The sequence below is a fragment of the Paenibacillus senegalimassiliensis genome (assembly GCF_001486585.1).
Lineage (GTDB): Bacteria > Bacillota > Bacilli > Paenibacillales > Paenibacillaceae > Fontibacillus > Fontibacillus senegalimassiliensis.
In genome coordinates this window covers 215,480-241,250 of record NZ_LN909045.1, presented here as the reverse complement: position 1 = coordinate 241,250, position 25,771 = coordinate 215,480, and the positions used below count along the sequence as shown (strand labels likewise).

The window sequence follows — 25,771 nt, the reverse complement described above, 5'->3', positions numbered from 1 at the left end:
TCCTTTATTGGGTTACCCGCTTGGTGCGAGCATCTATAATACCTCGGTAACGCATCGTTTTACGGTTTACACCTGAAGGGTCAGATATGTCTCTTGCCGTCTGCCGACGAAATCCAATGCTGTTCAGCAACGTGTTGACCTGCTGGGCCAAGCTTCCTGTACTCCGTTTGCTCCATACATCAATTTGCAAGGAAACCTCTGTGAGCACGCCGGGCAGCTTGGGCTCAGACTCCTTATTTGTTAGCTCATAAAAGCTAATGAGCGGGAGCTGGGCGAATTCCTTTGGGTATTCACCGACGACGTTCACCTCTGGGATGGTCTCCAGCAACGAGAGCACTTCGGGTTTCACATCGTACATCAGTTGCCACCCCCTAGCCGCTGTATTGCTTTGTTCAGGTGCGCGGCAATGACCTTGGGAACGTCCTCTTTACGACCCTGGATAGCAGGATACATAAAGGGCTGGGGCTTCATGCCTCGTGTAAAGTAAAAATCACCTTCGTCAGTTTCGAGCTTGAAGAAGTGATACTTCTCAGCCGTAGCCGCATCAATTTGCGACTCATGAATCCACCAGCCATCTTGGCGATAGGATATCTTGGCGCGTAGCTCTGGCGGTAAATCGGCATTGTTCTCCTGACCTACCGGACCCGTCCCAAACTCTACGTAAGGCGCGTGCTGTGTATTGGTATACACTCGCCCTTGAATGGTGTCGGGATCCGGGTCCTTTACCTCTCCATAAATCTGATTACGAAGCTGACCTTCACCAACCGCAGCATTGTCCTTCGCATCACCCTGTACGAGCTTTGTCGCCTGCCCTACACCTGTCCGCAGCTCCTTCTTCGCGTCACCGCCAAGACGGTCGATCTTGCGCATGAGCCGGGTCATATTCTTGAATCCACTAGCCATTAGTTCACCTTCTCCAGCTCAATGACGATGTGCCGCCAAGGCCTAACGGCAACCACTTTGTAGTCTGGTGATTCGGCATCCTCTGGAACAAATACGCAAGCCCCGTAACTCTTCTGCTGACTATTGAAGCTCTCAAGCAGCTCACGGGACTCTGCTGTGTACTCACAGTACATGACCATGATATAGCCCAAGCGCTCTCCGTACTGCGCCGCCATCACCTTACCGCCAGCCGGCTGCACATTTCCCTCAATCTTCATCCCATCAGGAGCCCATTCTTCATAAGGAGTGCCGTCTGGCTCCTTCTTAGAGACCCGCTCCCTAAAGATAACAGGCTTCATATCTCTTCGTAGGAGTCTCATTGATAGGTCACCAGCCTAACCAGGCGCTTCTGCAGGATACTCTGCTGCAGCCCCTTCGGTAAATCCTCGAATGACCGGCTAATACCGCCCTCTGAATGACTGGTCTGCCCCTCCGCGCCCTGCTTGTTATACCTGATGACAACTACCTGCCTGACTACAGACTCAAGTGACGTGGGAACTTCTGTCCGGTTTGTCCAGGTGAGCACATCCTGCTCGGCGTCCTCCAGCATCAGAGTGAGGAGAGAATCCTCCGCATCATCGTCGAGTTTAATGCCTAGTTGAAGCTTGAGCTTTTCCAGCATGGGTATCAGACCTCCAGTGCTGCTGTAATCGCCTCTTGCAACTGTTCTGCGTTCATCTTTCCGTATCCCTCAACAGCAAGTTCCTTGGCCTTGGCCCGAAGCTCATTGAAGCTCAATTCAGTTGAATCTTGATCCGAACCCCCGGAGCCATTGTCGCCTTGATGACCCGGGTCATTAAGCTCCTCTTGAGTGCTTGCCAATACTGATTCACGTAACCGGCTAACTCTTCTATCAAATCCGCTAGACATGGATATATACACCTCCAAAATAGTATAAAAGAGAGGCTATTGGCCCCTCTTATGCGTTAACTTTAAATTGGAACTTCACAATCCGGATCGCCTTAGGTTCATACACCCGGCTCCAGTTGTCTCCGTCCTCAAGCTCCGTGAACGTAGGGAACGTGTCGTCTACAGTAGTTTCTGTCCACTTAACTCCCCGTGGATGCAGCAGCGGCAAGCGGCGATTCACAAGCACATCCTCACCAGCAAGCGATAACCCTTTACGCACAACCTCAGCTTGTTGAATGTCTGGATGCGATCCATTACCCCAAGCAATAGCCCCCTCACCGAACAAGTAAGCTAAACCAGCTCCGGTTGCCGTGTCAAAGGCCATGGCATCATCAACAATAACCCGCTTATTCATAAAGTAAGGAATGCGGATAGAGCCTTTAGAATCTTGAACGTACTCGATCAGGTCATTTTTGGCCAAATCAGCCTCGACGGCAGAGTGCATCATGACCCCAGTCAGCAAATCCTTGGCATCTCCCATCTTTTGGGCGGCATCGATGAAGGTACGGCCGTTGATAAATTCATTGCCGCCAGTCAGTGTAGAGATGTCATGAACCTTATCTGTCATGTTGGAAGCAGCGAATACGCCATCCAGGATGGACAACAACATCTCTTGATATTGGCGCGTCCAGTAAGCAGAGAACAGATCCGCAATAGCCTTCATTGGATCATCTCCAGACAACAGCGCCGATAGCGCGTTAGCTCCGTAGGACTTTACCCATGCCATTTTACGGGCTACATCCTTATTCGCCGTGATCTTACCTGGTGTGGTGTCCCCGTTGTCTTTCATAACCTCAGGATCTCCCGTCAGATCGTCCCAGTACGGCATGTTAATCAGTGTATTAGGTCCGCTTGCGAGAGCATCAAACTCCGGCGTGTTCTGCGCGATGCCGGATTGGATCAAGGCCGACAACGCCATTGTGCGTTGAATCGAGTATTGGGTAAATACTTCGGGTTGAATTACATCTTGAATACGTGTAGTCAATCAAATCAGCTCCTCTTGTCTTATTTAGCTGCAGCAATTAGCTGCTTCGCCAGTTCCGGGTTCTCCCGCAGGATGCGACCTTGCTCGGTCAAGTTGAAGGTCTCTTGCTTCCAAGGATTCACTTGACCGCCGCCTTTACTGCCTCCGCCGCCGCCTGGCGGGTTACCTTTCAGGCGTTCATTCACTCCTGCTTCTACTGCAGCGCGGAAGGCCGTCTCTACAGCATCAAGGCTTTCCTTCGTGCTATCAGCATCGGTGTAATTCAGAATGTCGGCCAGACCCTTTGGAAGTCCCTTTTCGGCCAACGTCTCAAGCGCTGACGCCCGAAGCTCACGCTTCGTAATTTCAGCTTCACGCTCTGTGAGCTTGGCTTCACGCTGCTGACGCTCATACTCGGCCTTCTGGTCTGCGTTCATTTTGGCCAGCTTCTCGGCTTCGGTCTTTGCCTTCTCGACATCAGCCTCGGCCTTAGATCGTTCCTTAGCAATGGTCTTCGCGATCAGAGCATCAATACGGGCCTGTTGTTCTGGCGTGAAGGTAATCTCGCCATCTTTTTTCTTGTCTTCTGGGTCGTCGTCCTTATCCTCATCCTCTTCCTTCTTGTCATCGTCATCGTCATCGTCATCACCGAACAACTGCAGATTGAGAGGAAGGCGGTATTTCTTTGCAATAAACTCTTTCATAAGTAAACCTCCAGTTTAACGCCCTTCGGCTTGATCCATGACAGCAGTTTTACGTCTTGCCGCACGTTCTGGACATAACAAAAGCACCCCCATGAATTGAGAGTGCCTATTAGACTAACTTATTCGCTTTTTCGTAAACCTTAGTTACCTTCTGCCTAAACTGATCTTCATTGAGCAGTTCGGGCTCTCCTCGTCTTGCTGCCTCATCCGGCTGAAAGGCGGCGCATATATCAGGAATCTCGTCATTAAGTAGCACGGCCAACGGTTTATTCTCACGTTCCAGACCTTCATAGGCATCTGCCAAGTCGTCGGGGAAATCGAAAGAGAACTCTTCCGCATCAGTAACGCCGTCAACAAAAAGCTTTATTTTATTCAATACCTCTTCCACAACGGACACTTATAGCACCTCCCAATCTGTACGGGCCTTGGCCCTTGTTACTATGCTGACAATCTCCCCTGTATCGGTTGCCTGAACCGCAGACAATCCGTCACGGTAATAAACCTGCTTACCGTCTGGCTGCCTGTAATTAGCCGGCTGCTTAAGCAAGTTACCTACATCATCACGAGTAAAGCTCATTTTACCTTTACCTGTCTTCGGTCCTTCAACACGGTTCAGAGCGTGGATAGTAAATTCGTGACCTTCCTGTTTGAAATATCGGTAGGTATCTCGAAGTCGATCCTTGTAAGCGTCAGAAGAACTGCCCGCCTCAATTTTCCGGAAGGTGCTGACCTGACGTTTCAAGGCCGCCCATTTGTCAGGCGTAATATACTTCGTGTCCTGGAATGCGGCAAAGCTCGACCCTGCGTCTTTACCTATAAGCTCTTTGAATTTATTATACTGCATTTTATCAGCAGAGCGGTTTCTTGCCATCTTCTCCATTGCTGCGACGCGGTCCGCGCCGTGCTGTTTAGCAAGACTGGCCCTCCACTCCTTGTACGTCATTCCCGGCGGCAAAGTTTCAACTTCGCCTGTAATCGGATTTCGGGCTCGACGTTGCAGCCTATTCGCAATATCAGCATCAAGAACAGCTCTGGTTGTTGATCGGCAGAATGGATGCATAGCCGGCAGGTTAACACCCGCTTTAGCCTCGGATACAAGGAATATCTTCCCGTCCAACTCTTGGCAAGTGTGAGATGTGCGTAAATCCAAGGTGGCTACGAACATGTACTTCTCAATCTCGGCCTCTTTATAAGCTTCGATCTCGGCAGCATTCGCCATGTACGTGGACTCGGTACGGATAAGCCGTGAAGCTGCAAACTTCCCCACTTCCATACGTTCGGCCAGTTGATCAGTCATCTGCTTATAGCTGATACCTGACTCAAAACCGCCCGCGATCACATCAATGACCTGTTCAGCCAAGTGATCTGTGTTCTTCCAGACTCGCTGTGAAAAGTGTTCTCCTGACCAAGGATTGCGTAGGATCTCTTCGACTACTTTTGTCGGAATCGTCGCAAACTCAAAAGCTAAACCAAGGCCCTGCTGCATATCAAAGATAGACCGATAATAAGCCTGGTCAATCGTCTTAATGTAGCTGTTTGTAGATTGGGCAATCTCTACATCAGCAATAACTTTTGACTGGATATAGATGTCTGCCTTTAAGGCTTCCATGCCGCTAATTCTTGCAGCATAAGCAGGAGCATTCAGTTTGTTCAGCAATTGCCGCCGAAGTGTTGGATCATGGACTTTCATGTACTGCGCTTTAATTGCTTCCCATTCGACTCGAGTAATGGGACTATTGAGCAGCGAGAGAGCTTCGGATTGAGGCAGGCCACTCTCTCTCACGTACTTACCAAGAATACGGTCGATAGCGCCCTCAATGTCTAAGAGGCTCTTGTCGTAAGCACGATTAACAATATGGATTGTCTCCTCTGCATCACGATGATACTCGGCCATACGCTGATTCGCCCGACGATCCCAATAGGCGTTACTCCTCGTCGTCATCGTCCTCATCCTCAGTCACTCGATCTGTCGGATCAAACGGCATACCGAATGCTGCCTGTTGTCGCTTGGCAGCCTCCTCGCGCTGAGCCCGTACTTTCGCTATCTCCGCCGCTGGATCATCTACGAACGATAATAGGCTAATCAGGGTTTCATCGCTAACGTGATCGATTAACAAGGATATGAGCTGCGCAATCTCCAAGTCATTTACAGGAAGGTTCCGCGTCATAGTGATTTTCACCTTGTCGGTATTAACCGCCTGCCCCTTGACTCGTAGCATCTGGCTAAACATATTCAGCCGTTCCCTAAGTCCCTGCTTATAGTAACGCTCCTTCGTTACGGCCAACTGCTCCAAGCCAAAAAGCTTGTACTTCATCGCTATCCCAGAAGCATTGGCCGCAAAATTTTCGTCGGTGAGATCCGGCACCATGGAAAACTCATGGATATCAGACTTTAACGCATTGCGCAGAACCTCGACCTCAGCCTCGTTGAGCTGCTTCGTCAACCAATCGGCGCCGGCATCTGCACCAGGAAGCTCCAGCACCTTCAGCCGCTTAAGCAGTTGTATGGTTTGAGAAGCTTCTGCTTCGTCATCTCCCAGTGACACGCCCCATATCTTAAGAATCGCATCCACGAATTGATCTTTATCATTAAGCCGGTCACTGGCCAACGCATTATAGGCATCGATCAGCGTCATAACACCTTCAAAGTCTCCAAGTTGCTCCTCGTTGTTCCAGAACTCTACCACCGGCACCGCATCCCAGTAATGGTCCTGACTATCCACAAGTTCATAGCCGGACTCAAGGCTGTCTGTGGAGTATTCTGTGACTGTTGAATCCGTATAGACGAATACTTTATACCCGTCGGGCTCTCCGTCAATGTCCAGGCGTTCATAGTAGTGAACTCCAAACATCGACTTATACTCTACTGTGTCGTCAACGACAAGAAATAGCTGGCGCGGATCGATGCAGGTCACCTTAGGGATTGGAACCTCGTCGGAGCTGAGATAGTAAAGTTCACGACCAATACCGAAGATGGACAAGTCTTTCCCAATCTCGCTATCGTGCGATGAAATATCCAGCGTTTTGTAAAGCTCGACGATCTGATCCACGTTGTCATACTTGACCGGGTTGCCCAGGACATAACCAACGGCTATATCCGTAATGTATTTCGCATGGTTTGCTACCAACTTGTTGTTAGGCAGCCCCGTCCCGCTCTCAGGCCGCTGTAAGATCAAGTGCTCACCTCGGTAGTATTCATCCAGCTTGTTCAACCTTGAAAGCTCCTGCTGATGCTCTCTGATGCAGGAAGCAAGTAACTCGACAGGCACCGATCCATCCTCAGCCATGAATACTCTATCTCGAATAATTGCCAATCTATTTCACCTTCTTTCACTGCTGCCGTATTTAATAGTTCCCATCACACAACACAATCGCTTTGGGAGTTGTGATGTCTAACTGCCTAAGAGTGAACGCTTCATCCGCAAGGCCAACTTGCTGTAACCGCGCTTCCAATAGCCTATAAGCTTGCCGTTCATTTTCAGCAATGACTACTGAAGCCGTTCCAACAGGGTAATGCCCTTTATGATCGGTGCAGACAAATACCTGCATCACTTCACCCCCAGTCTGGACTTGCTACCGATTTTGAGCTTAGCTGTCCCAATTTCATCCTCGACGGCATAACGAATAGCGTCGATCAAGTGATTATCCTTGTCAACTGGAACAGGAAGCACATTGCCGTTCTTATCCTCTTTCCACTTGTACTTACTGAACTCTGTCTTGGTGTTCTGGCAGCTCGTACATATGATGATCTCCAAACCTTGCAGAAACCGTATGCCCGCTTCAACACTTCCGGGACCCTTCTTAGCCCCAATTGCATTGATTCTACGTAACCTCAGCTCCTTGATGGTCTTGGGCTCTGAACTATCACAAGTAACAACACGAGACCCAACATGGGGTTTAACAATCTCCGCGATTTCGTCATTGGTCAGATCAGACGCATATTCTTCACCAAAAACAAAAATCCGCTTTCGCGACTTATCATAGTGAAGGTCAACCAGGGCATTCGGGTCATTTCCAAAGCCGAAGTCCAAGCCGTGTCTGATTTTATCAAAAGATTTTCTTTGTTCTCGTAAATCCTCAACGCGCCAATTTTTAAAGATGACAGCTCCAAGGACGCCCCAATTACCCAAGGTGTAGACTTCGTAGTAATACGGATCGGTCTCATTCTCCAGAGCGGCAATATCGTCTGGAGTAAGGAACCGGTTATCCTTGTAAGTCGTCTTCAGTATGGAAACATCATCTTTAGCCACGAACTGAAGCCCGTCGTCCCATATCCCAAAATACTCCGTATACAGCCAGTGATCCTGTAAGATCGGGTTAAAACTTAGAGTAAGACGCTTCTTGAATTTGGAGCGACCGCGTAGCCGTTTATCTAGTTGCTTGACCGCTTTGTAATCACACTCCGTAGCTTCCTCGACCCAAACGTCAGTTATAACCCCGTCAATCGGCGTGATAGACTTAATCTTTTCGGGATCATCTAAACCAGCAAGCAATATCTGTTTATCGTTCAAGGTACAAGTTATTACGAAATCGGTCTTGTTGACCGTGAAGAATTCACTCAACTTGAAACTGCTGATAGCTTTGGTGAGCTCATTGAAAACGGATCTCTTTAACGTATTTTGCGTGTTACGAACAATGAGATAGTTTCGTCCTTTCATCACGTCCAAAACCGTTCTCTGGGCCAAGGAATATGATTTACCGGAAGATGAGCCGCCATAGTATATCTGATATCGGTTTTGATTCTTTAACTGATGCTTAAGGTAGACTTCATTGAACACTGCAGGATCTATCTTAAGTTTCATATTCATCAACACCAATAACAATTTCAACATCCGTTGATACATGCCCGCTATGCCTTACGTCAGACTTTTCTGTATAGACTCCAGCCATCTCCAGTACAACTTTACCGTGCTGGAAGCTGCCGCGCTGGGCCTCACGGACAAACGTATTAAGCACAGAAGCAACCGACTGCTTGACCAGATCAACCGAACGCCTGTTGTACAACTCTGCAAAATGGGGCTTCGCAAACGCTCGGTAATATGTTGCCCGATCCACTTTAGCAATCTTACAAATGTCTGTTACACTCTTGATTCTATTTTCAGGATTTAGCAGGGCTTCGAGTAGCGCCTGCTCTGATCTCGTCAAATTTTGCTCTTCCACCGATTCCGTTGCAGTTTGCCGCACTCTACTCACCTCCTAAAATATCCGGTAGTTCCTTGCCAGGCTCATTCCAATCAAGCCCATAAGTCTCCAGAATGTCCGTGAAATCTTCTATGTCATGGGGTCGTATTTTCAGCCCCTTGTCACCTATCGTGATGTGCCGCAGCTCGTGCAGCATAAGAATCTTTTGCTGATTCTCGGATAACATACTGGTGTTTCGCTCATAAAACGTGATGATAAAATCAAAAGGCAGGTAGGCCCTGAAGACCTCCTGCACTTTTCGACAATCCGCATATGTAATCTTTTCGCCGCGCTTACGCTCCTGGCTGACGACATAACCAATCTTGATATTAAACTCCCGGATAATGCCGAACTCGGGGAACTGTTTGATTATCTTATCGGCCAGCCGCTTCAAAGCCCTACTTGGCTCCGCGTCCTGAATGCCAAGTTGCTTTTTCAAGTTTCGGATCCGGGCCGTTTTGTCCTTTTCGTCCTGCTTGTCATAGATCTGATACAAGGTTTCGATTGCCGCACAAGGCGCATCGCAATCTTTGGATTTAGGACAAAGCCTGCAAATAGCGTTGTTCACAGCAATCAACTCCTCTCAGGAAATAGAAAAAGCACCGGTTAGGGTGCTTTGCAGATCAATTTAAATATTTCATTTGCGTTTTCTTTAAACCTTTCATACCAATGCGAGTTGGAATCAGATTTTGGAACAAATGCGATCTCCTCCCCTGTAGAAAAACTAAGCTTTACAGTTTCATCAGGAAAATCATCCTTTTCTCGTTCGAGAATCGCAGCCGTGATTTGATTTAGCTTCAGAACATTAATACTGATATGCCTTTCAAATTCCTTGAAAATTAAAAGCTTGTTATCAGTAAATACAAAACACTCCAAGGATTGATTGTCTGAAAATAGATTTTTGGGATAGAAACCTTTTACTTGGTCAGCTTCGACAAATTCCAGCATTGTCTTCACGATGAGTCTATGCTTTCTCATATCACTGTAGGCACCGTCCATAACTACAGATGTCAAGTACCCAAAGCTCATTTCGCTAGGCAATAATTTCACCTCCCTCCTGTGTCAACATTCGACACAAAGGGAGATATTTCCTGCAAACAAACACCGCCACCCGAAGGCAGCGGCTAGAAGGAGGAAAATAATCCGAACGGCAGGATTTGAACCTGCGACTACTTGCTCCCAAGGCAAGTGTGCTACCTGGCTACACTACATCCGGTTAGTAAGAGACAGGAGAAACACTGTTCAGGTAAAACTCCTGTCTCGAAAGGGGGAGGGAGGTCGCCGCCTGACGGTATGATAGCCCTAGCTGGCGACCTTCCTATGCTTCGTCCACGATATCATAATATCACGGATTTGCACCCCAAAAGTCGCATTAGAGTTGCACGTCATCTCCAACCAATTTTTATGGCGACTTCTTTAACGATTTCATTCCTCCATCGAATTACGGTTGCACGGTGCGCCGGGACCTCTTTAGCTATACCGTCCCATGTAAGAGTCTGTGGCCGTGTCCAGTATCTCAGCCTAATCAACCGCTGCTTCTCTGGCGTCAATTCTCTGTACACCGCCTCAACCGCATCTGCAATTGTCTGCAACTGCTCCAACTTTTTGTGACTGGTCAGAAGTACCGCTGTCCGTCCCGTGGGATCGCCCGGAAGATTGCTCCGCCCACCTCCTACGTTTTCATCCTCACCGGACTTCCCTCCGTGAAGAATCTCGTTTTTGAGCCGTAATATCTCTTTGCGGGTCTCGTGGTAAGCATAAATTTCAGACTCCACGTGCTGAAAGGTTCCCCGTTTAATCTTTGTTTGCTGCATCCTGTGTACCTCCCCCGTATAACGCCTGCTCCAACTCGTGATATGCCAGGCTATAGATATCTCGGTCCAGATAATCCCTAACCCTCTCAAGCGTTTTGTATAAAGCGTCCGCCCGCTCTTTATCTGGTTTCCCTTTACTCCGATGCCATTTCAACAGCTCTTCCTGCTCCTTGATCCGCTGCTGCAGCATATCAATCTCACAGCCAATGCACTTGCTATATATTTTCGCTGGATGCTCCTTATGCTTATCACAGATTTTGGTGTTCATCCTTTACCCCTCCTCTGCTGTTGTGCCTAGCGATGCGTACCGCTTCAATAGATTTAATCGTATTGTCAATCACGATTAAGACTGAGATTACCAACAATGCCGTTATATACGGATGCTCTAAGGCGTATTGAGTCATGTCATCACGCTCTCTTCGTCCGAATCCACCTCTAGCGCTCCTGGCTTGGGGCAATAGTAATCAGCCAGCTCCGACTGTCCGCCGCGCGGAACGGCCACGATATACCGCGTATAGTTAGCGTTGCTTCCGCTGAATTTGATTTGTCTTAAACTTAGATCCTTCCGCAGGTGCAAGCGCGGGTTATCCTTCGCCGGCACAACCGCCTGCACGATTCCGTGCTTTAATCGCCCATTACTGGCCCATTTGACTTTATCGCCTTTTCTTAAGCTCATGCTATTACGCTCCCTTCTTGATCCGATCTGCACGGACCTTAAGTGCCTCAAGTAATTTATCTTGTGTCGTCGCCTTGGCTTCCAGCGCCGCCATCACGTCCTCGTCAGCTCCACCCTGTACAACCAGGTGATGCAGAATGACCTTCTGCTTTTGCCCTTGGCGGTGTAGCCGGCCATTCGCCTGCTCATATAGTTCCAGTGACCAGGTCAGACCGAACCACACAACATGATTACCGCCGTCCTGGAGATTAAGTCCATAGGCTGCGCTGGCCGGATGCGCCAGAAGGATATCGACTTTCCCGGCGTTCCAGTCTAGCTGATCCTGCGGCGTCTTCAGCTCTCTTACCTTCAACCCGGACTTGCTCAACGCCTGAAGGATCCGGTCCCTGTCATGCTGATAGCTGTAGAACACTAGAGCCGGCTTGCCGTTAAGCTGCTCTATCAATTCCAGAAAGGCCTCGATCTTGCAATCATGGATCTGGTGAACTTGCCGAGACCCGTCATATAAGGCCCCGTTGCAAAGCTGCAGTAGCTTGCCCGTTAATACGGCGGCGCTTGTTGCTGTGATCTCGGTATCCTCGTCAATCTCTAGCAGCAGCTCGCGCTCCATCTGCTTATATTGCTTGGCGGCCTTGTCGTCCAAGGCAACCGGGATGACATTGGTGATGCAGTCTGGCAGGTCCAGATAGTCCTCTGCCTTCATGCTGATGCAAAGATCAGCGATTTTACGCTGAATAACATCATCAGCCCCAGGCTTCGCCATATATCCATGTCCGTTGTAATTCTTCTCGAAATACTTCGTCCGATAGTGCGTGATATGCTTCTCCAGTCGGACCCCTTGATCCAGTAGATTGACTTGGGCCCATAAGTCCAAAAGTCCATTTGGGGCCGGTGTTCCTGTCAGCCCTACAATTCGCTTGATGTGTGGGCGTACCCATGTCAGGACCTTGAATCTCTGCGCCTGGTGATTTTTAAAGCTTGATAGCTCATCTAAGATCACCATGTCAAACGGCCAGGCATTCCGGTAATGATCCACTAGCCATTTCACATTATCCCGATTGATCACCCAAATATCCCCGGGCGTGTTCAGGGCTCGGATCCGCTTCTGTTGTTTCCCCAGCACCGGAATAATCCGCAAATGCTGCAGGTGCTGCCACTTGGCTGCCTCGTTGGTCCACGTCGCCTCAGCTACCTTTTTCGGGGCAATCACAAGTGTCCTGCGAATGGCGAACCGGTTATACTTTAGGTCATTGACAGCCGTAAGCGTAATTACGGTCTTACCAAGTCCCATATCCAAAAATAGTCCTAGCTCTTCGTCCGACAGAAGCCGATTGATACAGTACCTTTGATAGTCGTGTGGGATAAACTTCTTCGCACTCATACATCAGTCCACTCCTGCCAATCCCGAATTAGTGCATCCACTTGCTCCTTGCTGTCGATCACTCGCACCTCTTGGGAATAAGACTTAATCCGTTTATGTTGGGCGAGTTGCAAGGGTCTCGGCTTTTCTCCGGTCGCCTTCAGTTCCACAAATACTATATGCCCACCCGGTAGAAATACAATTCGGTCTGGCACGCCATTGCTCCCAGGACTGGTCCACTTCGGGGCCCAGCCACCTACGGTCTGAACTCGCTCCCGTAAATATTTTTCTATATCTCGCTCTCGCATCTTGACAATCCTCCCTACCTTGTGGTATTTGCGTGTGCGCTACGCGTCGCGTAACTTTTTACTAATCAGGTGTATTAGGCGTTACGTATATTCTCTAATCCCTATAATTTCTTTATTTTTTATATCAATTAGATTAAGTGTCAACAGTGTCAACTAAGTAATGTAAATATAGATTCTATAAGGCTTTTTACTGTTGACACTTTAGTTGACACTCCTGTTGACACTTAAAAATCTGTCACAGCTCCGTTGTTGACACTCCGTTGACTGTCAACAACCTAAGTGTCAACGGCTTTTACGGCGGAATCCTCTTTGTATTTCGTAGGGCCCGAATCTTCCGCGATACTCTTCCCACCCGGGCAATGACGCTAAAATACCGTTAATCTCTCGGGTGTCTGACTGGCGGATGAATTTAATATCCGATCGGAAGCACTCGCACCAAATCTCTGCGGCGCATATCCGGTCTCGGGGCCCCGCCGCCCCTTCATGGGGCTTCCCAAACTCGCCACCCCAGTACAACTGCCTCGTTGGGATATCGCGCTTCTGCCAGTCCTCGGGCACAGGCCGATCAATAAAAGCCCTTATGATACCTTCCTTTGCGCTACTCTCCCTATGCACCTCCTGCTGCGACTTGCTCAACTCCTCAGCTTCTCCGGTCAAGTACAGTTGCTCTCCCAATTGCCAGCGGACAAAGGCCTCCGCATAAATCTGATCGACCTCAGGCTCTAAATCCCGAAAAACACTTTTCACAGGCTGCACTAGACCAACGTCCACCGGCCAGAACCGCCGGTTCCCCGTCCGATCCCGCAGGAACTCACTATCATTCGTAGTCCCGAAGAACACACAACGCCGCGGGTACGGCATGGTACGCTTCCCGTAGGCCTCTCGGTAGATATCCTCCGTCCGGCTCAGGAACTGCTTGACGGCGTTGCTCTCGGACTTGCTCATGCCAGTCAGCTCTCCGACCTCATTGACCCAAACGCCCTGAATCATCTCGCAGGCCTCTTTCCCCTCGAAGGTCGTCAAGCTGTCACTGTACCAGTTCTTGCCCATAAGCCTCAGGAAGGTAGATTTCCCTAACCCCTGCGGTCCAGCTAAGATCGGCATGTAGTCCCACTTAACTCCTGGAACCATCGCCCGAGCTACAGCAGCCGTGAAGGACTTACGGGACACAGCCCGTGTATAAACGCTATCCTCTGCGCCTAGGTAGTCTGTTAGCAGTGTGTCCAGGCGGGGAACACCGTCCCAGGACAGGCCCTCAAGGTATTGCCGTACGTCGTTAAAGCGGTACTTATGTGATATCAGCGTTAAAGCGTTATTGATCTTAGCTTCTACAGCAATGCCGTAGACTTTTTCAACGTAATGATAGATGCCTGCGTCATCTGAGGTTGCCCAGGGCCGCCGATCAGAGCGCGGATCCCACGGCAACGCACCCAGAACAAGCCCACGGTTAGCAAACTCGTCGAAAGCAATTTTCCCTTTAAGCACTGGATCATGCTCCAGCACAATCAGCACGTTATCTACGGTCTTCATATAAATGCCGTTGCTGTTGATCTCAAGACGTTTCATCCAGTCCATATCTGCCGGGTCAGGGCTAAGGTTTGATGCAGATTCACCGCCGAAGCTCTCCACGGCCTTGTCATATCGTTCTTGCATCAACAGACCCACTACAGGCTCCTGCTGCATGGCGAAAGCGGACATAGCCGTATAGCTCGGCAGCTTATTCGTCGGGGTTCCTAGCTTCGCCTCGTCGTCCTGGTCGCCATATAGATGTAGGCGAACCAGGTCAAAAGCGTTGACCAGACGTCCGCTCGTCGGATCGGTAGCGTGATGACTGTAAAGGAACTGCCCATCGTCGTATACAATCGCGCCGCCCGTAGTGGAGCCGCCGACATAGGTCAAGCGCCCATCATCGGTTGTCTCGTAGATACCCGGCAGAAACGCTTCAATGGCTGCCGGCACATCATAGATTCGGCAGAACGCACCAACGATGCCGGGCTTTGAGGTCGGGTCACCTTGCTTTGCGGCAAGGCGGACATGCGCCTGCTGCGTACCTGGAACCTGCGGCCACTCCTGCCAGTTGCGCCAGTCTGAGTACATCCCCAGCAGGCCATTAGCAGATAAGAAGGGCTTATCACCGAAGGTGAAGACGTACTGGCTGTCAGCGCTGCAACTCGGCCAGTACATCAGGCGCGTAGCCTGGAAGGTCGTCGGGTCACAGAACTCTATGCCGATGATTTGAGCGAGCTTACGGGCCAGCGGCTCGTATTCGTCAGCCGTGACCGTCCGATCCAGCGGAGTCAGCACCCGTAGCCGTGGCTTTGCCTCCTCATGCTTGCGCGTAGAGTACACGGCATAGGCACATCCCAAACCATCTAACCGGCGCAGTACGTCCGCCGTACCACCTGCAGGGATGTTATCCAAGTCAAGCGTGATCACGTCACGCCCGGTTACAGCGCCTGCTTTCCGGCGACCACCAGCGAGGGCGCCGGCAACGAAGCCCCCAACGTCCTTCAGGTCGTCCTGCTGGCTTTTCGGCATCGCCAGATACTGCGCCAGCGTCTCCGTGCCCCGGGCTGCGGTCCGCAGGCGCTCTACCAGCTCGGACCAATAGATCACCTGCGGTTGCCATTGCGTGGAATGCCTACTGCCGGCGGAGGATATGGTTAGTTGTCTATCGTATTGCATGGCGGCTGCCTTCCTTTCATTAGATGAAAAACAAAATATAGTACATTATTGCTACTAACCTCTTAGTTAATTGGTATAATGTTCCTAGTAAGTATTTAGGAGGTTAATATGACTGAAAAGAAAAAAGAGTTAAATGTTGGCCTTGTGATGCCTATAGCCCCTATAGACGGATGCAGTGCTGAACATTGGATCGACGTGAAACGCATTATTCATGAGTCACTCTCTGCCCTTCCTGAGTACACTTGTGATCCTAAAATCGTTAGCGAAGGTAATAGTGTCGGGCTAATACATAAAAGAATTGTGGAAGGACTTTATACATCAGACATCATAGTTTGCGATGTTAGCTGCAAAAACCCTAATGTCATGTTTGAGCTTGGTATGCGACTCGCTTTCGATAAGCCCACAGTAATCATTAAAGATGACCAAACTGACTACTCCTTTGATACAGGTGTTATAGAACACCTCCAGTATCCTAGAGACCTCAGGTATAAAGACATTGTTGAGTTTAAGGAGCAACTTGCTGCAAAAGTAAAAGCCACCTATGAAGACTCGTTGAAAGACCCCAGCCATTCTCCGTTTTTAAAGAGTTTCGGTACATTTAAAGTTGCTTCAATAAAGGAGAGTGAAGTTTCATCAGAACAATTCATAGTGGAAACGTTGAAAGATATTCAGAGTGAACTAACTACGGTCAAAGGGGCTATTAGCTCGACAGTAGGGAGCCCAATTTCTAAGGTAAGAACATTTGTGGCTAAAACGTCTAGGCTAGAAGAGGCAACAACTGACTTACTACTTCTACACCTATCCGGACTTAGGGCCCGTAATGAATTGTCTGAGCCAGTAGATATCTCTGAACTTGTAGAATTGATAAGCAAGCAATTACGTGGCGCTGGATTTAAGGATCCTCAATTGGAAATATATATAATAATAGAAAAAATCCTAAATTTAAATAATATCGAATATATACCTGGAATTCAGTCCTTCATGTAAAAGCTTGTCGTAAACCCCGCGGCCTTAAGCGGTAGTCCCGGCGCCCAGTCAATCGGCTGGGCCATAAATCCCAGCACATCGTCCAGCTCTTCAGGCTGGTTGGACTCTATCCCGATTTCATCGTGCACGTGAAGCACTGAGTCATAGCCTGCCTGATCGGCTCTGACCAACGAGACGGCCAGACAGTCACGAGCAATAGCCTGAACCACATTTTCGACGAGCTTCCCTCCATAGGTACCGATCTTCGTCCACTTGCCTGTCTTCTGATCTGGTCCCATATAATGAAGTGCCTGCTTCCCAAAGTCATTTTGTGCGAGGGTCGGTTGGACGTAGTACAGCTTCCGGCCGCTAGGTAGTTGAATCGTAAAGAAATCGAGCCCGCTACCATAGTGACTCTCCCGGGCAAAAATGATACCCCTTACCCCGACAGGCTGCCCCGTCTCCATGACTTCAATCGCTGCGCGTTCAAAGCTATACCATAGATCAACGATTCTCCTATTTGCATTCCGCCAGCGCGTGACAATCTCCGGCAGTTCTTCTTCCTTAAGGCCCATATCAATTGCACCCATGCTGATTAACGCGCCAGCAGCACCCTGGTAGCCTAGGGCCAGCTCTGATACTTTCCCCCTTTGCCGCAGATCGCTATCCTTGCCAATAGACTCAATAGGTACACCAAACATTTGAGAAGCCGAAGCTTCATATATCTTGCCGTGCGAGGCGAATACATCAAGCCGCCATTGCTCACCGGCTAGCCAGGCAATTACCCGGGCCTCTATGGCGTTAAAGTCGGCCACGAGCAACAGCCTACCGTCCGGGGCTATAAACGCCGTGCGAATTAACTGGGAAAGCGTATCCGGCACGTTTCCAAAGACCAGCTTTAGCATATCGGTTCTGCGTTCTCGAACAAGTTGCCGAGCATAATTCAGTAACTCCAGAGGCATCTTGTTCTTGGTTAGATTGTGGACCTGAACTAATCGGCCAGCCCAGCGGCCCGTCCGATTCGCCCCGTAGAACTGGAGCAGCCCACGTACTCGCCCATCCTCACAGGCAACAGTCTGCATGGATAGGTATTTCTTAACGCTTGTCTTGCTAAGCTCCCGGCGAATCTCAAGCACACGTTTGGCCTTACCGTCGTCAACGGATTTGATCAGGCCAGCGACAGTATCCTTCCGTAAATTCTCAACTTCTTCCCCGATCTCTTCCGTCAGCCACTTCTTAAGCTGTTGAACTGACTTGGGATTATCTAGACCAGAGAGCTGCACAGCTTCGGCCATCAATTCCGATGTAACTTGCTCATTAACCGTTAGCGCTCCCTGAACCAGCTCCAGATCACAAGCAATCCCGCGCACATTGATTTTTTGATCCAGTTGCCATAGCTTCCATTCTTGAGTAGGAACCGGGAATACAGACAAACGACGAAGAATCTCCATTTCGGCCACGACGTCACCTTTACAGTAATCCTTGAAAAGCTCCCATTTCGCAGGCTCGTGGTGTGGTAGCGTCCTGGTCCGCTGACCGTTGGCTTTTGAGGGCTTGCAAGGTACACAAAACGTGCGAATCAGCGAACTACCAACGCCCATTTTCTTTTTGTCTTGGGGCAGGCCCAAGGCGTCGCCTACTTTCCCAAGCCCCGCAGGATAACCAAGATAAAGGCCGTGTATTTGAGTACATCTCCATTGGTTAAGCCACGAGAGAGCTTTTGAGATGTCACCTAACAATCCGAAATATTTGCTCAAGCAGTACCACTCAAAAGCGGCGTTATATGCATGTTTGATGGTCCAGCTATCAAACATCGCGTTTATAACCGCTTGAGGAATGAGGTCCCCTTGTTTCAGATCAAGAACCTGAACCGGGTTGCCATCCCAAGAATAAGCAAATAGTAGAATTTCAAAATCTGGAGACTGAACGTACTTATAAAGACCGGCTTTCTTAATATCAACACTGCTATAAGTCTCTATATCAATGGAGAGATGGCCCATGACTTCCTCCTTCCTTAGAAAAAGAAAGGGGTTCTAAAAAGAACCCCTGTGACTAAACTTAGATGCCCCATACCCCGCCGTTCAGCGGTTTCCCAGTGATAGGGTCAATTTGCTGCTGCGGTGGCTGGGCAGGTGGTTGAGGCGCGACATACCCTGGCTGACCCTGACCATGTCCCTGTGGTGCTGGACCATAGCCCGGCTGTGGTGGATATGGAGCTTGTGCTGGCGGCTGCTGACCATATTGCTGCGGAGGTGTCTGCTCCCAACCTTGAGGAGCCGGAGCAGGGGCAAAGCCCGCGCCGCCGCCAATACCCCCGAAAGCTTGCTCTGCACTGATTCGGCCTCCGAGCGGCTCACCGTCCGCCACCTTTTGCACGGGGCCAAGGCCTGCACCGATTCCGCGATTACCGCTGTTGCTAAATGGGAAGAAATTAATATTCACTCGCGCATAGATCCCGCTGAACACTTCGGTTTGGTTGATAATAGGATTCATGTTGACATCCACAACGGCTTGTTGTTGCTTGCTACTTGCGGTCAGGACCCAATGCCCCTTGCACTCAGGACCAAACGGCTCCCCGTTTTGACGGACACCGTCGCCATCCCAAATCGGCGTTTTAAGTTGTGGTGGACGTGCTCCGTTCCAGATTCCAGCAACGCCTTTTTGAGCTGCGGCTTCAATGGCAGCGTTGATGCGCTGCATAGTGGCTACATCTGATTTAGGAATCAGAATGGTCGTGCTATACTTCGGTTCCTGCCCTGGCTGATTCGCATGTGGCTGAAAAAGATGTACAAAGCTCAGTCTTACCTGTCCAGTCGTTACGTTCGTCGCTTCATTTGTCATTTGTCGTTTTCCTCCTAGATTATATGGGCCGCTTGACCAGCGGCCTGAAGTCATTTGATCAACGTAATAATCTGCAATATCACCCATATCAGGCCTCAAGCGGGGCACTGAATGCATCTTCCGGTTTAACCTGGTCATTAAATGTTGGTCGCTTATCACCGGCTTTCGCCAGCGTTGGCGCACCCGGACGCTTTACGACAAGCCCTGCATCCTCAAGCAGATCCTTATAGACCTTCTTCGTTAGCGCTTCTTCAAGCTGTGGCGGGGACAAAGGCTTGCGGTCATAAAGAACTGCCTCATCGATACCTTTTTCCTTCAAGTGAGCAAAGGCTTTGTCCAAGTCGGTATAATCCCGGCTCCCTCTGCCCTCGACAGCCTTCCACCCTTCAACCTGACCACCCTTAAGCACTTCGGCCAGAGCGCCTTTCTTTAAGGCTTCATACCACTTCACAATTCCATCAGCCTGACGGAGTACCTCACCTACTTCGTCCCAAGAGAGCAAAGGCGGTTTAAGCGGGGCCTTGCTTCCCGCCGCAAGCATGTGCTCTGTACGAGCTCGGCAAGTAGCCTTTGCCCGACAGAATCCACAATGTTCACCAACTACGTAATCTCCCTCGCCATTAAAGGCGGCCTGTGCAATCGGCTTAATTGACTCGCCCCAGGCTAGCAGGTCAGTCGCTGAGATTGACCACTCTGACGGCGTGTCCCACACCTTCGGCTGCACAATTGCCAAGTGTACCGCTTCAATTGGGAATAAAAGCGAGAAGGCTTTAAGCGCACCCAGCGCGTAGAGCTTCATTTGAGGATTATCCTCTGCCGGCACCGGAACACCCTGACCGTTTTTGTAGTCAATCACATGCAGCTTACCGCCGCCGATGATGATACAGTCTGAGGTTCCGAAACTCTCTGGAACAAAGTCAGTCAGATCCACACGACGTTCAATCGCCACAAACGGCGTAGAAGGATAAGCATGAACGATAGACTGGATGTATTCCACATAAGCGTTAGTGTGATCGTCCATGATTGGCTCATACAGCTCATGAGCTTTGAACTTCTTCAGCGCGGCGTTGAAGCTGCGAGTCGGAAGCCCCGAGAAGACTTTCTGCAGCTTAAGCTCTGCGATCTCATGGGCCAGTGTGCCGCGCTTGGCGGCCTCGCTCTCCGTGTCTGGCAGCGTAGCCTCAAGCTGCGCAGAAGGTGTGCAGTGCAGCCAGCGGTGTGCCCCGCTGGCCGACAGCAAGGCGTGTGCCCGCTCTGCGTGTGCAATCTCCGTCATATCCTAGCCCCCAAGCTACGCAGGTAAGTAGCGAACTCACCATAGAGGCTCGGGTTAAGATCAGTAAGGGCCTGAGCGCTATGTTGATGCAACCAGCCGATAAGCTCCGGCCCTCTCCCGGCGTCCACCAGCGGCTGTGCCGCAACTCCAAGCTGATTAAGATCATAGGCTGGGGACGCTGCTGTAGGGACCTGAGCCGGCGGTGCTATTGGGGCCGGAGAAGACAAGGCAACAGGTGTGGTTGGCGGTGCAATGGGAGTAACAGAGACAGCCGGGGCAACGGACTGACCACCCGTCAGGTTTGGCGTAGTTAATGGCGGAATGGAGTTCTCCCCCGTAAAGGCTGCGGACAGTGTCGCAAACTCCTCAATAGCTTGTGTTGCTGATTCTCCGTTGATCGTGATTGTTACTGGCATGGTTAAATTCCTCCTCTAATTGATTGATGCAATAAGTGCAAACTTCTTTATCATTCCATGGTCTCAGGAACTTCGGCTCTACCGCCTCTCCGCAAATCTCGCATTCAGGTGGATGCAGTAGGATTAAAACTTTACTCATGACACTTCTACAAACTGACCATCCTGCAAGGTGTACCAGGTGTCAGCCTTGATAGCTTCACCATCGATTTGAACCGTTTTGACACAGAGCGGGGTTAATATATCTTCGACCCAAACCCACTCAGCCAAGGTGATCCAGCAGCCTACTTTACCTCGGATACGGTTCTCGCCTCGACCAATCGCTGCACCTACAGAGTGATCTCCTTCCAACGCGAGCTGGGCACCGTCACCGCTGCTGGCGAGCTGGGCACCGTAGCCGCTGCTGGCGAGCTGGGCACCCGCTGCTGGCGAGCTGGGCACCGTAGCCGCTGCTGGCGAGCCGGGCACCGTCGCCGCTGCTGGCGAGCTGGGCATGGTTACCCTGGGAATCGCCTTCCGACGGCTCGACGGTAGTAGGATCAAACCAAGTACGATTCCACAAGAAATCAATCGTTGCCTTGACAAAACCAGGGATGCCGAAGACTACACCGACTTTGGTTTGAGTCGAATTGGCTGCGGACATCTCAGCATCACTGACACTATCCATCAGCCAGTTAGCCCAATCGGCGTGGCCGTCTTCATAGCATTTGTTCAGCACATCTTGATAGGTAGCTCCCTCAGGGAAGTTTTCGAGAAAGTAACGGAACCCCTCGGAACAAGCCCCGAGTTGCTTAACATAATCGCGAGTAATTAACATTGCATAGCCCCCTTAATTTGATCAGCGTACTTGCTAACGTCCTTAATGCATTTAGTACAGATCCGATGCCCATAATGCGGGTGCATCTCGCCCTCCACGCTATCGCACAGATAGCAACCCGGTTGATACTTGCGCAAGATGATCTTGTCACCATCCACAAAGATTTCAAACCCGTCCCCTGTCTCCATGCCAAGCGTCTGGCGCAGCTCCTTCGGGATAACGACACGGCCAAGATCATCGATACGACGTACGATTCCAGTTGTTTTCATTGATTTTCTCCTCTCGCCAGTGTTACACTGACCTTAGATTGCTTTACTTGTGGCCTCTAAGCGACTCCTACCTCGCTGGAGGTCTTTTCTACGTTTAAGGCCGCTATCTCACCATCGAGCCAACTCAATGCTGCAGGCAGTAACTCTGGATCACAGGTAGCCCGGCCGTTCAAAAGCTGCCAACGTCTCCGCATCAAATCGAACTTGCGAAGCTGAGCCTCGTTCATTTTTCGTGTTCACCTCCTCTCAAGGCTATTGCGCTACATTTTCGAACTGTGACGTTTTCACTTCATCATGGCTTGAACTTGTTGCTGAATTTTCGCCGCAATCTGCTCAATATTGCTTGCATGAGTTTCAATATGTCGCAGCCTTCCAGAGGGACGATTGCCGGCCTTTGTTCGGCCAACGGCGTAATGCTCTATCTGTACATAATTTTCATGTAGATCATCGAGCAATGAGAATAATTCTTTATTCTTCTGATTTGCCATTTAAACACTTCCTTCATTAAATGTGTCAATTATCACTTACGACTCGTTAATGTTTACTAAAATAACCTTTTCCCACTCGTAACTACCGACAATGCTTTCGGCTTTCTTTTCCGCTTCTTTGTCCGTCAACTTGTCGTCATACAACTTGTCGTAAGCTTCATTAATCAATTGTTCTTCATCATCTGAGCGGATATAAATGCGCTCTCCCATTGACACAACTTCATCGACCTGCGCCGACCCGAATACAGCCGTCCAACGATTATATCCATCATCGGCTACAATTTCGGAGTCTACCATTGGCAATACTCTCAAATCCGGATTTTCCGCTATCAATTTTAGTAACTTTGCAACATTTTCTTTTTGAATCTGCATTTCTGTCTTCACCTTCATTCACTCCTTCATTAAATGGTCATTGCGGCGTTGCCGCGGAATGTGCATTATCCCCAATGTCCATGACGCTTCAAAATATCGGCAACTTCTTTCGCATATGGTTCATCGACATTGATAACCAAGTAGGCATTCACAGGATGTTTCCCATCCCTTTTTCTGCCCATCTCAATCTTGTTGCAAAGACAGTGAAAATCGTATTTTTCTTTGTCGTTGAGGTACTTCACCGCATCTTCGCGCTTAATAACTCCACAAAATTTTTTTGCTACCCCATCCAGCCAAGCAGATTCCCTGCGCCTTGTGCTTCCGTGCACTCCCAAGTTGTCAAATGTCATAAACCATCCCGGCTCAAATCTTACTGACTTGCCAACATCATCAGTTACCAGCAAACTACCGTCAGAAACATTCAATGCGCTCTCGTATACTTTTCCATGGGTAAAACCCTCAGATGACTCACCAATATACCTTACATCTATTACGGACATTTAAAATCCTCCTTCGCTCTTTGGGTCTACTGCGCACTAGAGCCTATCAGTTGTATAAACCCGCTCATAAGCGTCGGCAGGAACTTGGTCAGTCTCAATCACACTTGAAATTAAGACCTCCTCGTCGTGTTCCTCACACAACAGACCCGCGACATTTGCCTTACTGTAGGCCGAAACAAGCGATTTAAAATACCCACCCGTTGCTATACCGCCCATCCCGTAGATAGCTTCATAGACGTTCATTTACTACACCTACTCCCTTGGCGGCCAATTCCACCCGCCTAAGTGCTTACCCGGCTCAACGGCTGTCAAGTGCCTAATCTCACCGTCTGGCCGAAATACCTGCAAGTTCACCGTTTCACCGTTGGTATGAACATGAGTTACGATGGCTGCCGCCGTGCCTAGATTGCTGTTGTAATGCACGATACGTCCGATACTAGGTTTCATCCTTATCCCTCCCTGCTATAGTGGCTTTAGCCCCCAACTTCTCCACTAGGCATTGGCCGTTACAGACCAACTCATGGCCGATTCGGAATACAGGCTGGCCGAAGTGAATCTCCTTACCGCAATACTCGTTAGCGCAGTAGTCAATGACTTCCTTTTCCAAAGCACTATTCTCCTCTCCTATTTATCCCAAAGGACTACCACGTGGGCTCCTGCAGGAGTGTACTCATGAGACAGATACCCGTCCACAAGTTCAAACTCTTCCAGCGACCCGCCGTAGTTCTCATACTTTGCAAAGACGACGGGTAGGTCACCATGTGTTTCTATTTGATCTGTCAATCTGGCGATTAAGGTAGATATTTTCACGCTTCACCCTCCTCTCAATACTCGATCTGCCCGCTGCACAAGCTCTGATGCCCAGTAGTAGTCACCGGCCACCTGCGCCGCTGTGATCAGGCCGTTAAGCTGGTGGAGTTGACGCACCTGGCGTAGATTAGCGTCCAGGCAATGCAGCAGGTCCATTTGTTCCATGGGGTTAAGATTGGCTATGCCGCGCTCCGTCAGTTCGGCTAATCGACGGTGGATGGGGTTAAGTGGAATGGTCATGAGGATTGTTCCTCTCGGCGGTAGTTCTTCGCCTCTTCCTCCCTTTTCCACTTATCAAGGCTGGCTGTACTGAACAAATACCGTGGGCTCTTGCTCCCCTCTGCCCCAACTGTCCGGTGTGGGATCCGCTTTGCTTTGCACAGATTGCGAAGCGTGTAATCAGACATTTTCAGATAGTCGCAAGCCTCGGAGAAAGTCAGCGTCTTATCGGATGCTGCTGACAGCCGTTCAAGGATGCGTTTCTCTGCTTCTGAAACGTGCAGAGTTACGATATCGGCAATAGCTTTTTCAAGGGCGGTCATGAGACGTCATATCCTTTCTGCCCCCTCTTTGATAAAATGGAAGTTGTCGAGACTAACCAAATTAGCAGAAGGGATAGTGATTAAATTGGCGACCAGTAAAAATCTTCGGGCAGTTCTTGAATATCTCGGGGAGCCCTATACGGTCAAAGTTATTGATCTTGAAGATTGTGCTTATCGAAGGTTGAATGATAAATATGATATTGAGATATCAGGGTGTAACCGTAAGACCAAGCCCTTTCACGTTTATGTCTGGAATATCCAGAACGGTGACGGTATAGGCGCACAGATCATTGAACGCTCCGGGGCAATTAAAGGCCTGCCGGCTTTAAAGACTGTACTAGACGAATATGTTCAGAAATATTCAGGCTAATTCCTCTCTTCTAGCGGCTTCTTGAAAGACGAGGTCGATTAAATTGGAACGCCGCATCTCGCTTTTAGTAAGATCGACCTCGTTTTGCATGGCGAAGGCTACCGCATCTTCAAAGGCAGCTTTCAAGTTTGCGAATATCTCAGACTTCTCCATCTTTTCTCACCTCGCTTTTCTATTAATTTACGGACATTGAACAGGCTTTATGTCGCATATCATGCGACAAAAGAAGTAAAAAAAATAGCCATTACCTCATCTTTTGAAAGATTAAGTTCCCGACTGATCAAAACGGCTTCGCTTACACTAAACTCTTGTTTCTTTATTTTTCTATATAGCGTGGCTCTATCCAGTCCTACTCTAAGGGCTAACTCTGAAACCGACAATCCACACTCGACGATTTTGCCCCGAAGTTTGTTAGTGTTCACTAGTATCACCTCCCTTTATTTTGTCGCATGTGGTGCGATTAATTAAATATTATAATACTGGGTAAACTAAGTCAATACTTTTTTCGCATGGATCGCAACTAATATTGAATGATGATAAAATTTTTGTTGCAAATATGCGAAT

The 25,771-nt window shown here is 49.4% G+C and carries 42 protein-coding genes and 1 tRNA gene; 2 read left to right on the top strand and 41 right to left on the bottom strand.

The annotated features are described in order from the left end of the window. Positions 1 to 4: 4 nt before the first annotated feature. From BN3279_RS11165 to BN3279_RS11060, 22 genes are all read right to left on the bottom strand, one after another. Positions 5 to 358: a hypothetical protein gene (locus BN3279_RS11165; protein ID WP_059050851.1), complete on the bottom strand. Its 354-nt coding sequence runs from the start codon at positions 356 to 358 to the stop codon at positions 5 to 7. Further along, positions 358 to 903, bottom strand: a complete 546-nt coding sequence (locus BN3279_RS11160; protein ID WP_059050849.1) for an HK97-gp10 family putative phage morphogenesis protein — start codon at positions 901 to 903, stop codon at positions 358 to 360. Before BN3279_RS11160 ends, BN3279_RS11165 begins: the two co-directional genes overlap by 1 nt. Continuing rightward, on the bottom strand, positions 903 to 1,262 hold the full coding sequence (locus tag BN3279_RS11155; RefSeq protein ID WP_187377781.1) for an MBL fold metallo-hydrolase: 360 nt from the start codon (positions 1,260 to 1,262) through the stop codon (positions 903 to 905). The genes BN3279_RS11160 and BN3279_RS11155 overlap by 1 nt, the downstream gene beginning before the upstream one ends. Continuing rightward, the gene (locus BN3279_RS11150; RefSeq protein ID WP_082673041.1) at positions 1,259 to 1,564 is read right to left on the bottom strand and encodes a head-tail connector protein; all 306 of its coding nucleotides are present in this window, start codon (positions 1,562 to 1,564) and stop codon (positions 1,259 to 1,261) included. The genes BN3279_RS11155 and BN3279_RS11150 overlap by 4 nt, the downstream gene beginning before the upstream one ends. Before the next feature lie 5 nt (positions 1,565 to 1,569). After that, on the bottom strand, positions 1,570 to 1,812 hold the full coding sequence (locus tag BN3279_RS11145; protein WP_059050846.1) for a Rho termination factor N-terminal domain-containing protein: 243 nt from the start codon (positions 1,810 to 1,812) through the stop codon (positions 1,570 to 1,572). A 49-nt stretch (positions 1,813 to 1,861) separates the two neighbouring features. After that, positions 1,862 to 2,836 (bottom strand): major capsid protein, encoded by a 975-nt coding sequence (locus tag BN3279_RS11140; protein ID WP_059050844.1) that lies wholly within the window; start codon positions 2,834 to 2,836, stop codon positions 1,862 to 1,864. Positions 2,837 to 2,856: 20 nt separating this feature from the next. Continuing rightward, complete coding sequence (locus BN3279_RS11135; RefSeq protein WP_059050841.1) at positions 2,857 to 3,519, bottom strand: DUF4355 domain-containing protein; 663 nt, start codon at positions 3,517 to 3,519, stop codon at positions 2,857 to 2,859. 109 nt (positions 3,520 to 3,628) lie between these two features. After that, positions 3,629 to 3,916 carry a hypothetical protein gene (locus tag BN3279_RS11130; protein ID WP_059050840.1) on the bottom strand — a complete coding sequence of 96 codons (288 nt, stop codon included), beginning with the start codon at positions 3,914 to 3,916 and terminating at the stop codon, positions 3,629 to 3,631. Further along, positions 3,917 to 5,461: a minor capsid protein gene (locus BN3279_RS11125; RefSeq protein ID WP_059050837.1), complete on the bottom strand. Its 1,545-nt coding sequence runs from the start codon at positions 5,459 to 5,461 to the stop codon at positions 3,917 to 3,919. After that, the gene (locus BN3279_RS11120; RefSeq protein ID WP_059050835.1) at positions 5,445 to 6,833 is read right to left on the bottom strand and encodes a phage portal protein; all 1,389 of its coding nucleotides are present in this window, start codon (positions 6,831 to 6,833) and stop codon (positions 5,445 to 5,447) included. The genes BN3279_RS11125 and BN3279_RS11120 overlap by 17 nt, the downstream gene beginning before the upstream one ends. 31 nt (positions 6,834 to 6,864) lie before the next feature. Next, entirely contained in the window at positions 6,865 to 7,068 is a 204-nt protein-coding gene (locus BN3279_RS11115) for a hypothetical protein (protein WP_059050833.1), read from the bottom strand. Further along, a complete protein-coding gene (locus tag BN3279_RS11110) occupies positions 7,068 to 8,351 on the bottom strand; it encodes a PBSX family phage terminase large subunit (protein WP_198343578.1) in 1,284 nt (427 codons plus the stop codon). The genes BN3279_RS11115 and BN3279_RS11110 overlap by 1 nt, the downstream gene beginning before the upstream one ends. After that, positions 8,311 to 8,703: a phBC6A51 family helix-turn-helix protein gene (locus BN3279_RS11105; RefSeq protein WP_059050830.1), complete on the bottom strand. Its 393-nt coding sequence runs from the start codon at positions 8,701 to 8,703 to the stop codon at positions 8,311 to 8,313. Before BN3279_RS11105 ends, BN3279_RS11110 begins: the two co-directional genes overlap by 41 nt. A gap of 1 nt (position 8,704) precedes the next feature. Beyond that, positions 8,705 to 9,268 carry a putative metallopeptidase gene (locus BN3279_RS11100; protein WP_059050827.1) on the bottom strand — a complete coding sequence of 188 codons (564 nt, stop codon included), beginning with the start codon at positions 9,266 to 9,268 and terminating at the stop codon, positions 8,705 to 8,707. Between the two features lie 38 nt (positions 9,269 to 9,306). After that, on the bottom strand, positions 9,307 to 9,741 hold the full coding sequence (locus tag BN3279_RS11095) for a DUF3908 family protein (RefSeq protein ID WP_059050825.1): 435 nt from the start codon (positions 9,739 to 9,741) through the stop codon (positions 9,307 to 9,309). Between the two features lie 101 nt (positions 9,742 to 9,842). Next, positions 9,843 to 9,916 (bottom strand) — tRNA-Pro (locus BN3279_RS11090). 169 nt (positions 9,917 to 10,085) lie between these two features. Further along, positions 10,086 to 10,514: a transcriptional regulator gene (locus tag BN3279_RS11085; RefSeq protein ID WP_059050823.1), complete on the bottom strand. Its 429-nt coding sequence runs from the start codon at positions 10,512 to 10,514 to the stop codon at positions 10,086 to 10,088. Next, positions 10,495 to 10,782 carry a hypothetical protein gene (locus BN3279_RS11080; protein ID WP_059050821.1) on the bottom strand — a complete coding sequence of 96 codons (288 nt, stop codon included), beginning with the start codon at positions 10,780 to 10,782 and terminating at the stop codon, positions 10,495 to 10,497. Before BN3279_RS11080 ends, BN3279_RS11085 begins: the two co-directional genes overlap by 20 nt. A 132-nt stretch (positions 10,783 to 10,914) precedes the next feature. Further along, a complete protein-coding gene (locus tag BN3279_RS11075; RefSeq protein WP_059050819.1) occupies positions 10,915 to 11,190 on the bottom strand; it encodes a hypothetical protein in 276 nt (91 codons plus the stop codon). Between the two features lie 4 nt (positions 11,191 to 11,194). Continuing rightward, positions 11,195 to 12,571 carry a DEAD/DEAH box helicase gene (locus BN3279_RS11070; protein ID WP_059050817.1) on the bottom strand — a complete coding sequence of 459 codons (1,377 nt, stop codon included), beginning with the start codon at positions 12,569 to 12,571 and terminating at the stop codon, positions 11,195 to 11,197. Continuing rightward, positions 12,568 to 12,858 carry a PDDEXK family nuclease gene (locus BN3279_RS11065; RefSeq protein WP_059050815.1) on the bottom strand — a complete coding sequence of 97 codons (291 nt, stop codon included), beginning with the start codon at positions 12,856 to 12,858 and terminating at the stop codon, positions 12,568 to 12,570. The genes BN3279_RS11070 and BN3279_RS11065 overlap by 4 nt, the downstream gene beginning before the upstream one ends. 282 nt (positions 12,859 to 13,140) lie before the next feature. Further along, complete coding sequence (locus tag BN3279_RS11060) at positions 13,141 to 15,543, bottom strand: virulence-associated E family protein (RefSeq protein WP_059050812.1); 2,403 nt, start codon at positions 15,541 to 15,543, stop codon at positions 13,141 to 13,143. A 108-nt stretch (positions 15,544 to 15,651) separates the two neighbouring features. Between BN3279_RS11060 and BN3279_RS11055 the strand changes: the two genes are divergently transcribed. Next, positions 15,652 to 16,530 carry a hypothetical protein gene (locus BN3279_RS11055; RefSeq protein ID WP_059050811.1) on the top strand — a complete coding sequence of 293 codons (879 nt, stop codon included), beginning with the start codon at positions 15,652 to 15,654 and terminating at the stop codon, positions 16,528 to 16,530. On the opposite strand, the gene BN3279_RS11050 is transcribed toward BN3279_RS11055, so the two are convergent. The 17 genes from BN3279_RS11050 to BN3279_RS10980 form a co-directional block, all read right to left on the bottom strand. Further along, the gene (locus tag BN3279_RS11050; RefSeq protein ID WP_059050809.1) at positions 16,515 to 18,509 is read right to left on the bottom strand and encodes a DNA polymerase; all 1,995 of its coding nucleotides are present in this window, start codon (positions 18,507 to 18,509) and stop codon (positions 16,515 to 16,517) included. The two genes, BN3279_RS11055 and BN3279_RS11050, sit on opposite strands and share 16 nt — an antisense overlap. Positions 18,510 to 18,567: 58 nt before the next feature. Further along, on the bottom strand, positions 18,568 to 19,350 hold the full coding sequence (locus BN3279_RS11045) for a DUF2815 family protein (protein WP_059050807.1): 783 nt from the start codon (positions 19,348 to 19,350) through the stop codon (positions 18,568 to 18,570). Positions 19,351 to 19,438: 88 nt separating this feature from the next. Then, complete coding sequence (locus tag BN3279_RS11040) at positions 19,439 to 20,626, bottom strand: DUF2800 domain-containing protein (RefSeq protein ID WP_059050805.1); 1,188 nt, start codon at positions 20,624 to 20,626, stop codon at positions 19,439 to 19,441. After that, positions 20,623 to 21,042, bottom strand: a complete 420-nt coding sequence (locus tag BN3279_RS11035) for a hypothetical protein (RefSeq protein WP_059050804.1) — start codon at positions 21,040 to 21,042, stop codon at positions 20,623 to 20,625. Before BN3279_RS11035 ends, BN3279_RS11040 begins: the two co-directional genes overlap by 4 nt. Before the next feature lie 135 nt (positions 21,043 to 21,177). Then, complete coding sequence (locus BN3279_RS23765) at positions 21,178 to 21,390, bottom strand: hypothetical protein (protein ID WP_187377780.1); 213 nt, start codon at positions 21,388 to 21,390, stop codon at positions 21,178 to 21,180. Between the two features lie 16 nt (positions 21,391 to 21,406). Next, positions 21,407 to 21,856 carry a YdhT family protein gene (locus BN3279_RS11030; protein ID WP_059050802.1) on the bottom strand — a complete coding sequence of 150 codons (450 nt, stop codon included), beginning with the start codon at positions 21,854 to 21,856 and terminating at the stop codon, positions 21,407 to 21,409. After that, a complete protein-coding gene (locus BN3279_RS11025; protein WP_059050800.1) occupies positions 21,850 to 22,125 on the bottom strand; it encodes an AbrB/MazE/SpoVT family DNA-binding domain-containing protein in 276 nt (91 codons plus the stop codon). The genes BN3279_RS11030 and BN3279_RS11025 overlap by 7 nt, the downstream gene beginning before the upstream one ends. Before the next feature lie 56 nt (positions 22,126 to 22,181). Beyond that, positions 22,182 to 22,352, bottom strand: a complete 171-nt coding sequence (locus BN3279_RS23760) for a hypothetical protein (protein ID WP_157686451.1) — start codon at positions 22,350 to 22,352, stop codon at positions 22,182 to 22,184. 57 nt (positions 22,353 to 22,409) lie between these two features. Continuing rightward, the gene (locus tag BN3279_RS11020) at positions 22,410 to 22,613 is read right to left on the bottom strand and encodes a hypothetical protein (RefSeq protein ID WP_059048701.1); all 204 of its coding nucleotides are present in this window, start codon (positions 22,611 to 22,613) and stop codon (positions 22,410 to 22,412) included. 36 nt (positions 22,614 to 22,649) lie between these two features. Continuing rightward, positions 22,650 to 22,997: a hypothetical protein gene (locus BN3279_RS11015; RefSeq protein ID WP_148466784.1), complete on the bottom strand. Its 348-nt coding sequence runs from the start codon at positions 22,995 to 22,997 to the stop codon at positions 22,650 to 22,652. A 53-nt stretch (positions 22,998 to 23,050) separates the two neighbouring features. Beyond that, positions 23,051 to 23,485: a hypothetical protein gene (locus tag BN3279_RS11010; RefSeq protein WP_059048703.1), complete on the bottom strand. Its 435-nt coding sequence runs from the start codon at positions 23,483 to 23,485 to the stop codon at positions 23,051 to 23,053. Between the two features lie 36 nt (positions 23,486 to 23,521). Continuing rightward, positions 23,522 to 23,728: a hypothetical protein gene (locus tag BN3279_RS23990; RefSeq protein WP_059050798.1), complete on the bottom strand. Its 207-nt coding sequence runs from the start codon at positions 23,726 to 23,728 to the stop codon at positions 23,522 to 23,524. 9 nt (positions 23,729 to 23,737) lie between these two features. After that, positions 23,738 to 23,932 (bottom strand): hypothetical protein, encoded by a 195-nt coding sequence (locus tag BN3279_RS11000; RefSeq protein ID WP_059050796.1) that lies wholly within the window; start codon positions 23,930 to 23,932, stop codon positions 23,738 to 23,740. After that, entirely contained in the window at positions 23,922 to 24,092 is a 171-nt protein-coding gene (locus BN3279_RS10995) for a hypothetical protein (protein ID WP_232436826.1), read from the bottom strand. The genes BN3279_RS11000 and BN3279_RS10995 overlap by 11 nt, the downstream gene beginning before the upstream one ends. Before the next feature lie 17 nt (positions 24,093 to 24,109). After that, positions 24,110 to 24,295: a hypothetical protein gene (locus BN3279_RS10990; RefSeq protein WP_059050792.1), complete on the bottom strand. Its 186-nt coding sequence runs from the start codon at positions 24,293 to 24,295 to the stop codon at positions 24,110 to 24,112. A 3-nt stretch (positions 24,296 to 24,298) separates the two neighbouring features. Further along, a complete protein-coding gene (locus tag BN3279_RS23985; RefSeq protein WP_059050790.1) occupies positions 24,299 to 24,535 on the bottom strand; it encodes a DUF7667 family protein in 237 nt (78 codons plus the stop codon). Beyond that, on the bottom strand, positions 24,532 to 24,837 hold the full coding sequence (locus BN3279_RS10980) for a helix-turn-helix domain-containing protein (protein WP_059050788.1): 306 nt from the start codon (positions 24,835 to 24,837) through the stop codon (positions 24,532 to 24,534). The genes BN3279_RS23985 and BN3279_RS10980 overlap by 4 nt, the downstream gene beginning before the upstream one ends. A gap of 85 nt (positions 24,838 to 24,922) precedes the next feature. On the opposite strand from BN3279_RS10980, the gene BN3279_RS10975 reads away from it, so the two are divergent. Then, complete coding sequence (locus tag BN3279_RS10975; RefSeq protein ID WP_187377779.1) at positions 24,923 to 25,207, top strand: hypothetical protein; 285 nt, start codon at positions 24,923 to 24,925, stop codon at positions 25,205 to 25,207. Here BN3279_RS10975 and BN3279_RS23755 read toward each other — a convergent pair. Beyond that, positions 25,199 to 25,360: a hypothetical protein gene (locus tag BN3279_RS23755; RefSeq protein WP_157686450.1), complete on the bottom strand. Its 162-nt coding sequence runs from the start codon at positions 25,358 to 25,360 to the stop codon at positions 25,199 to 25,201. The two genes, BN3279_RS10975 and BN3279_RS23755, sit on opposite strands and share 9 nt — an antisense overlap. A gap of 59 nt (positions 25,361 to 25,419) precedes the next feature. Beyond that, a complete protein-coding gene (locus BN3279_RS10970) occupies positions 25,420 to 25,629 on the bottom strand; it encodes a helix-turn-helix domain-containing protein (RefSeq protein ID WP_082673037.1) in 210 nt (69 codons plus the stop codon). Positions 25,630 to 25,771 lie beyond the last annotated feature (142 nt).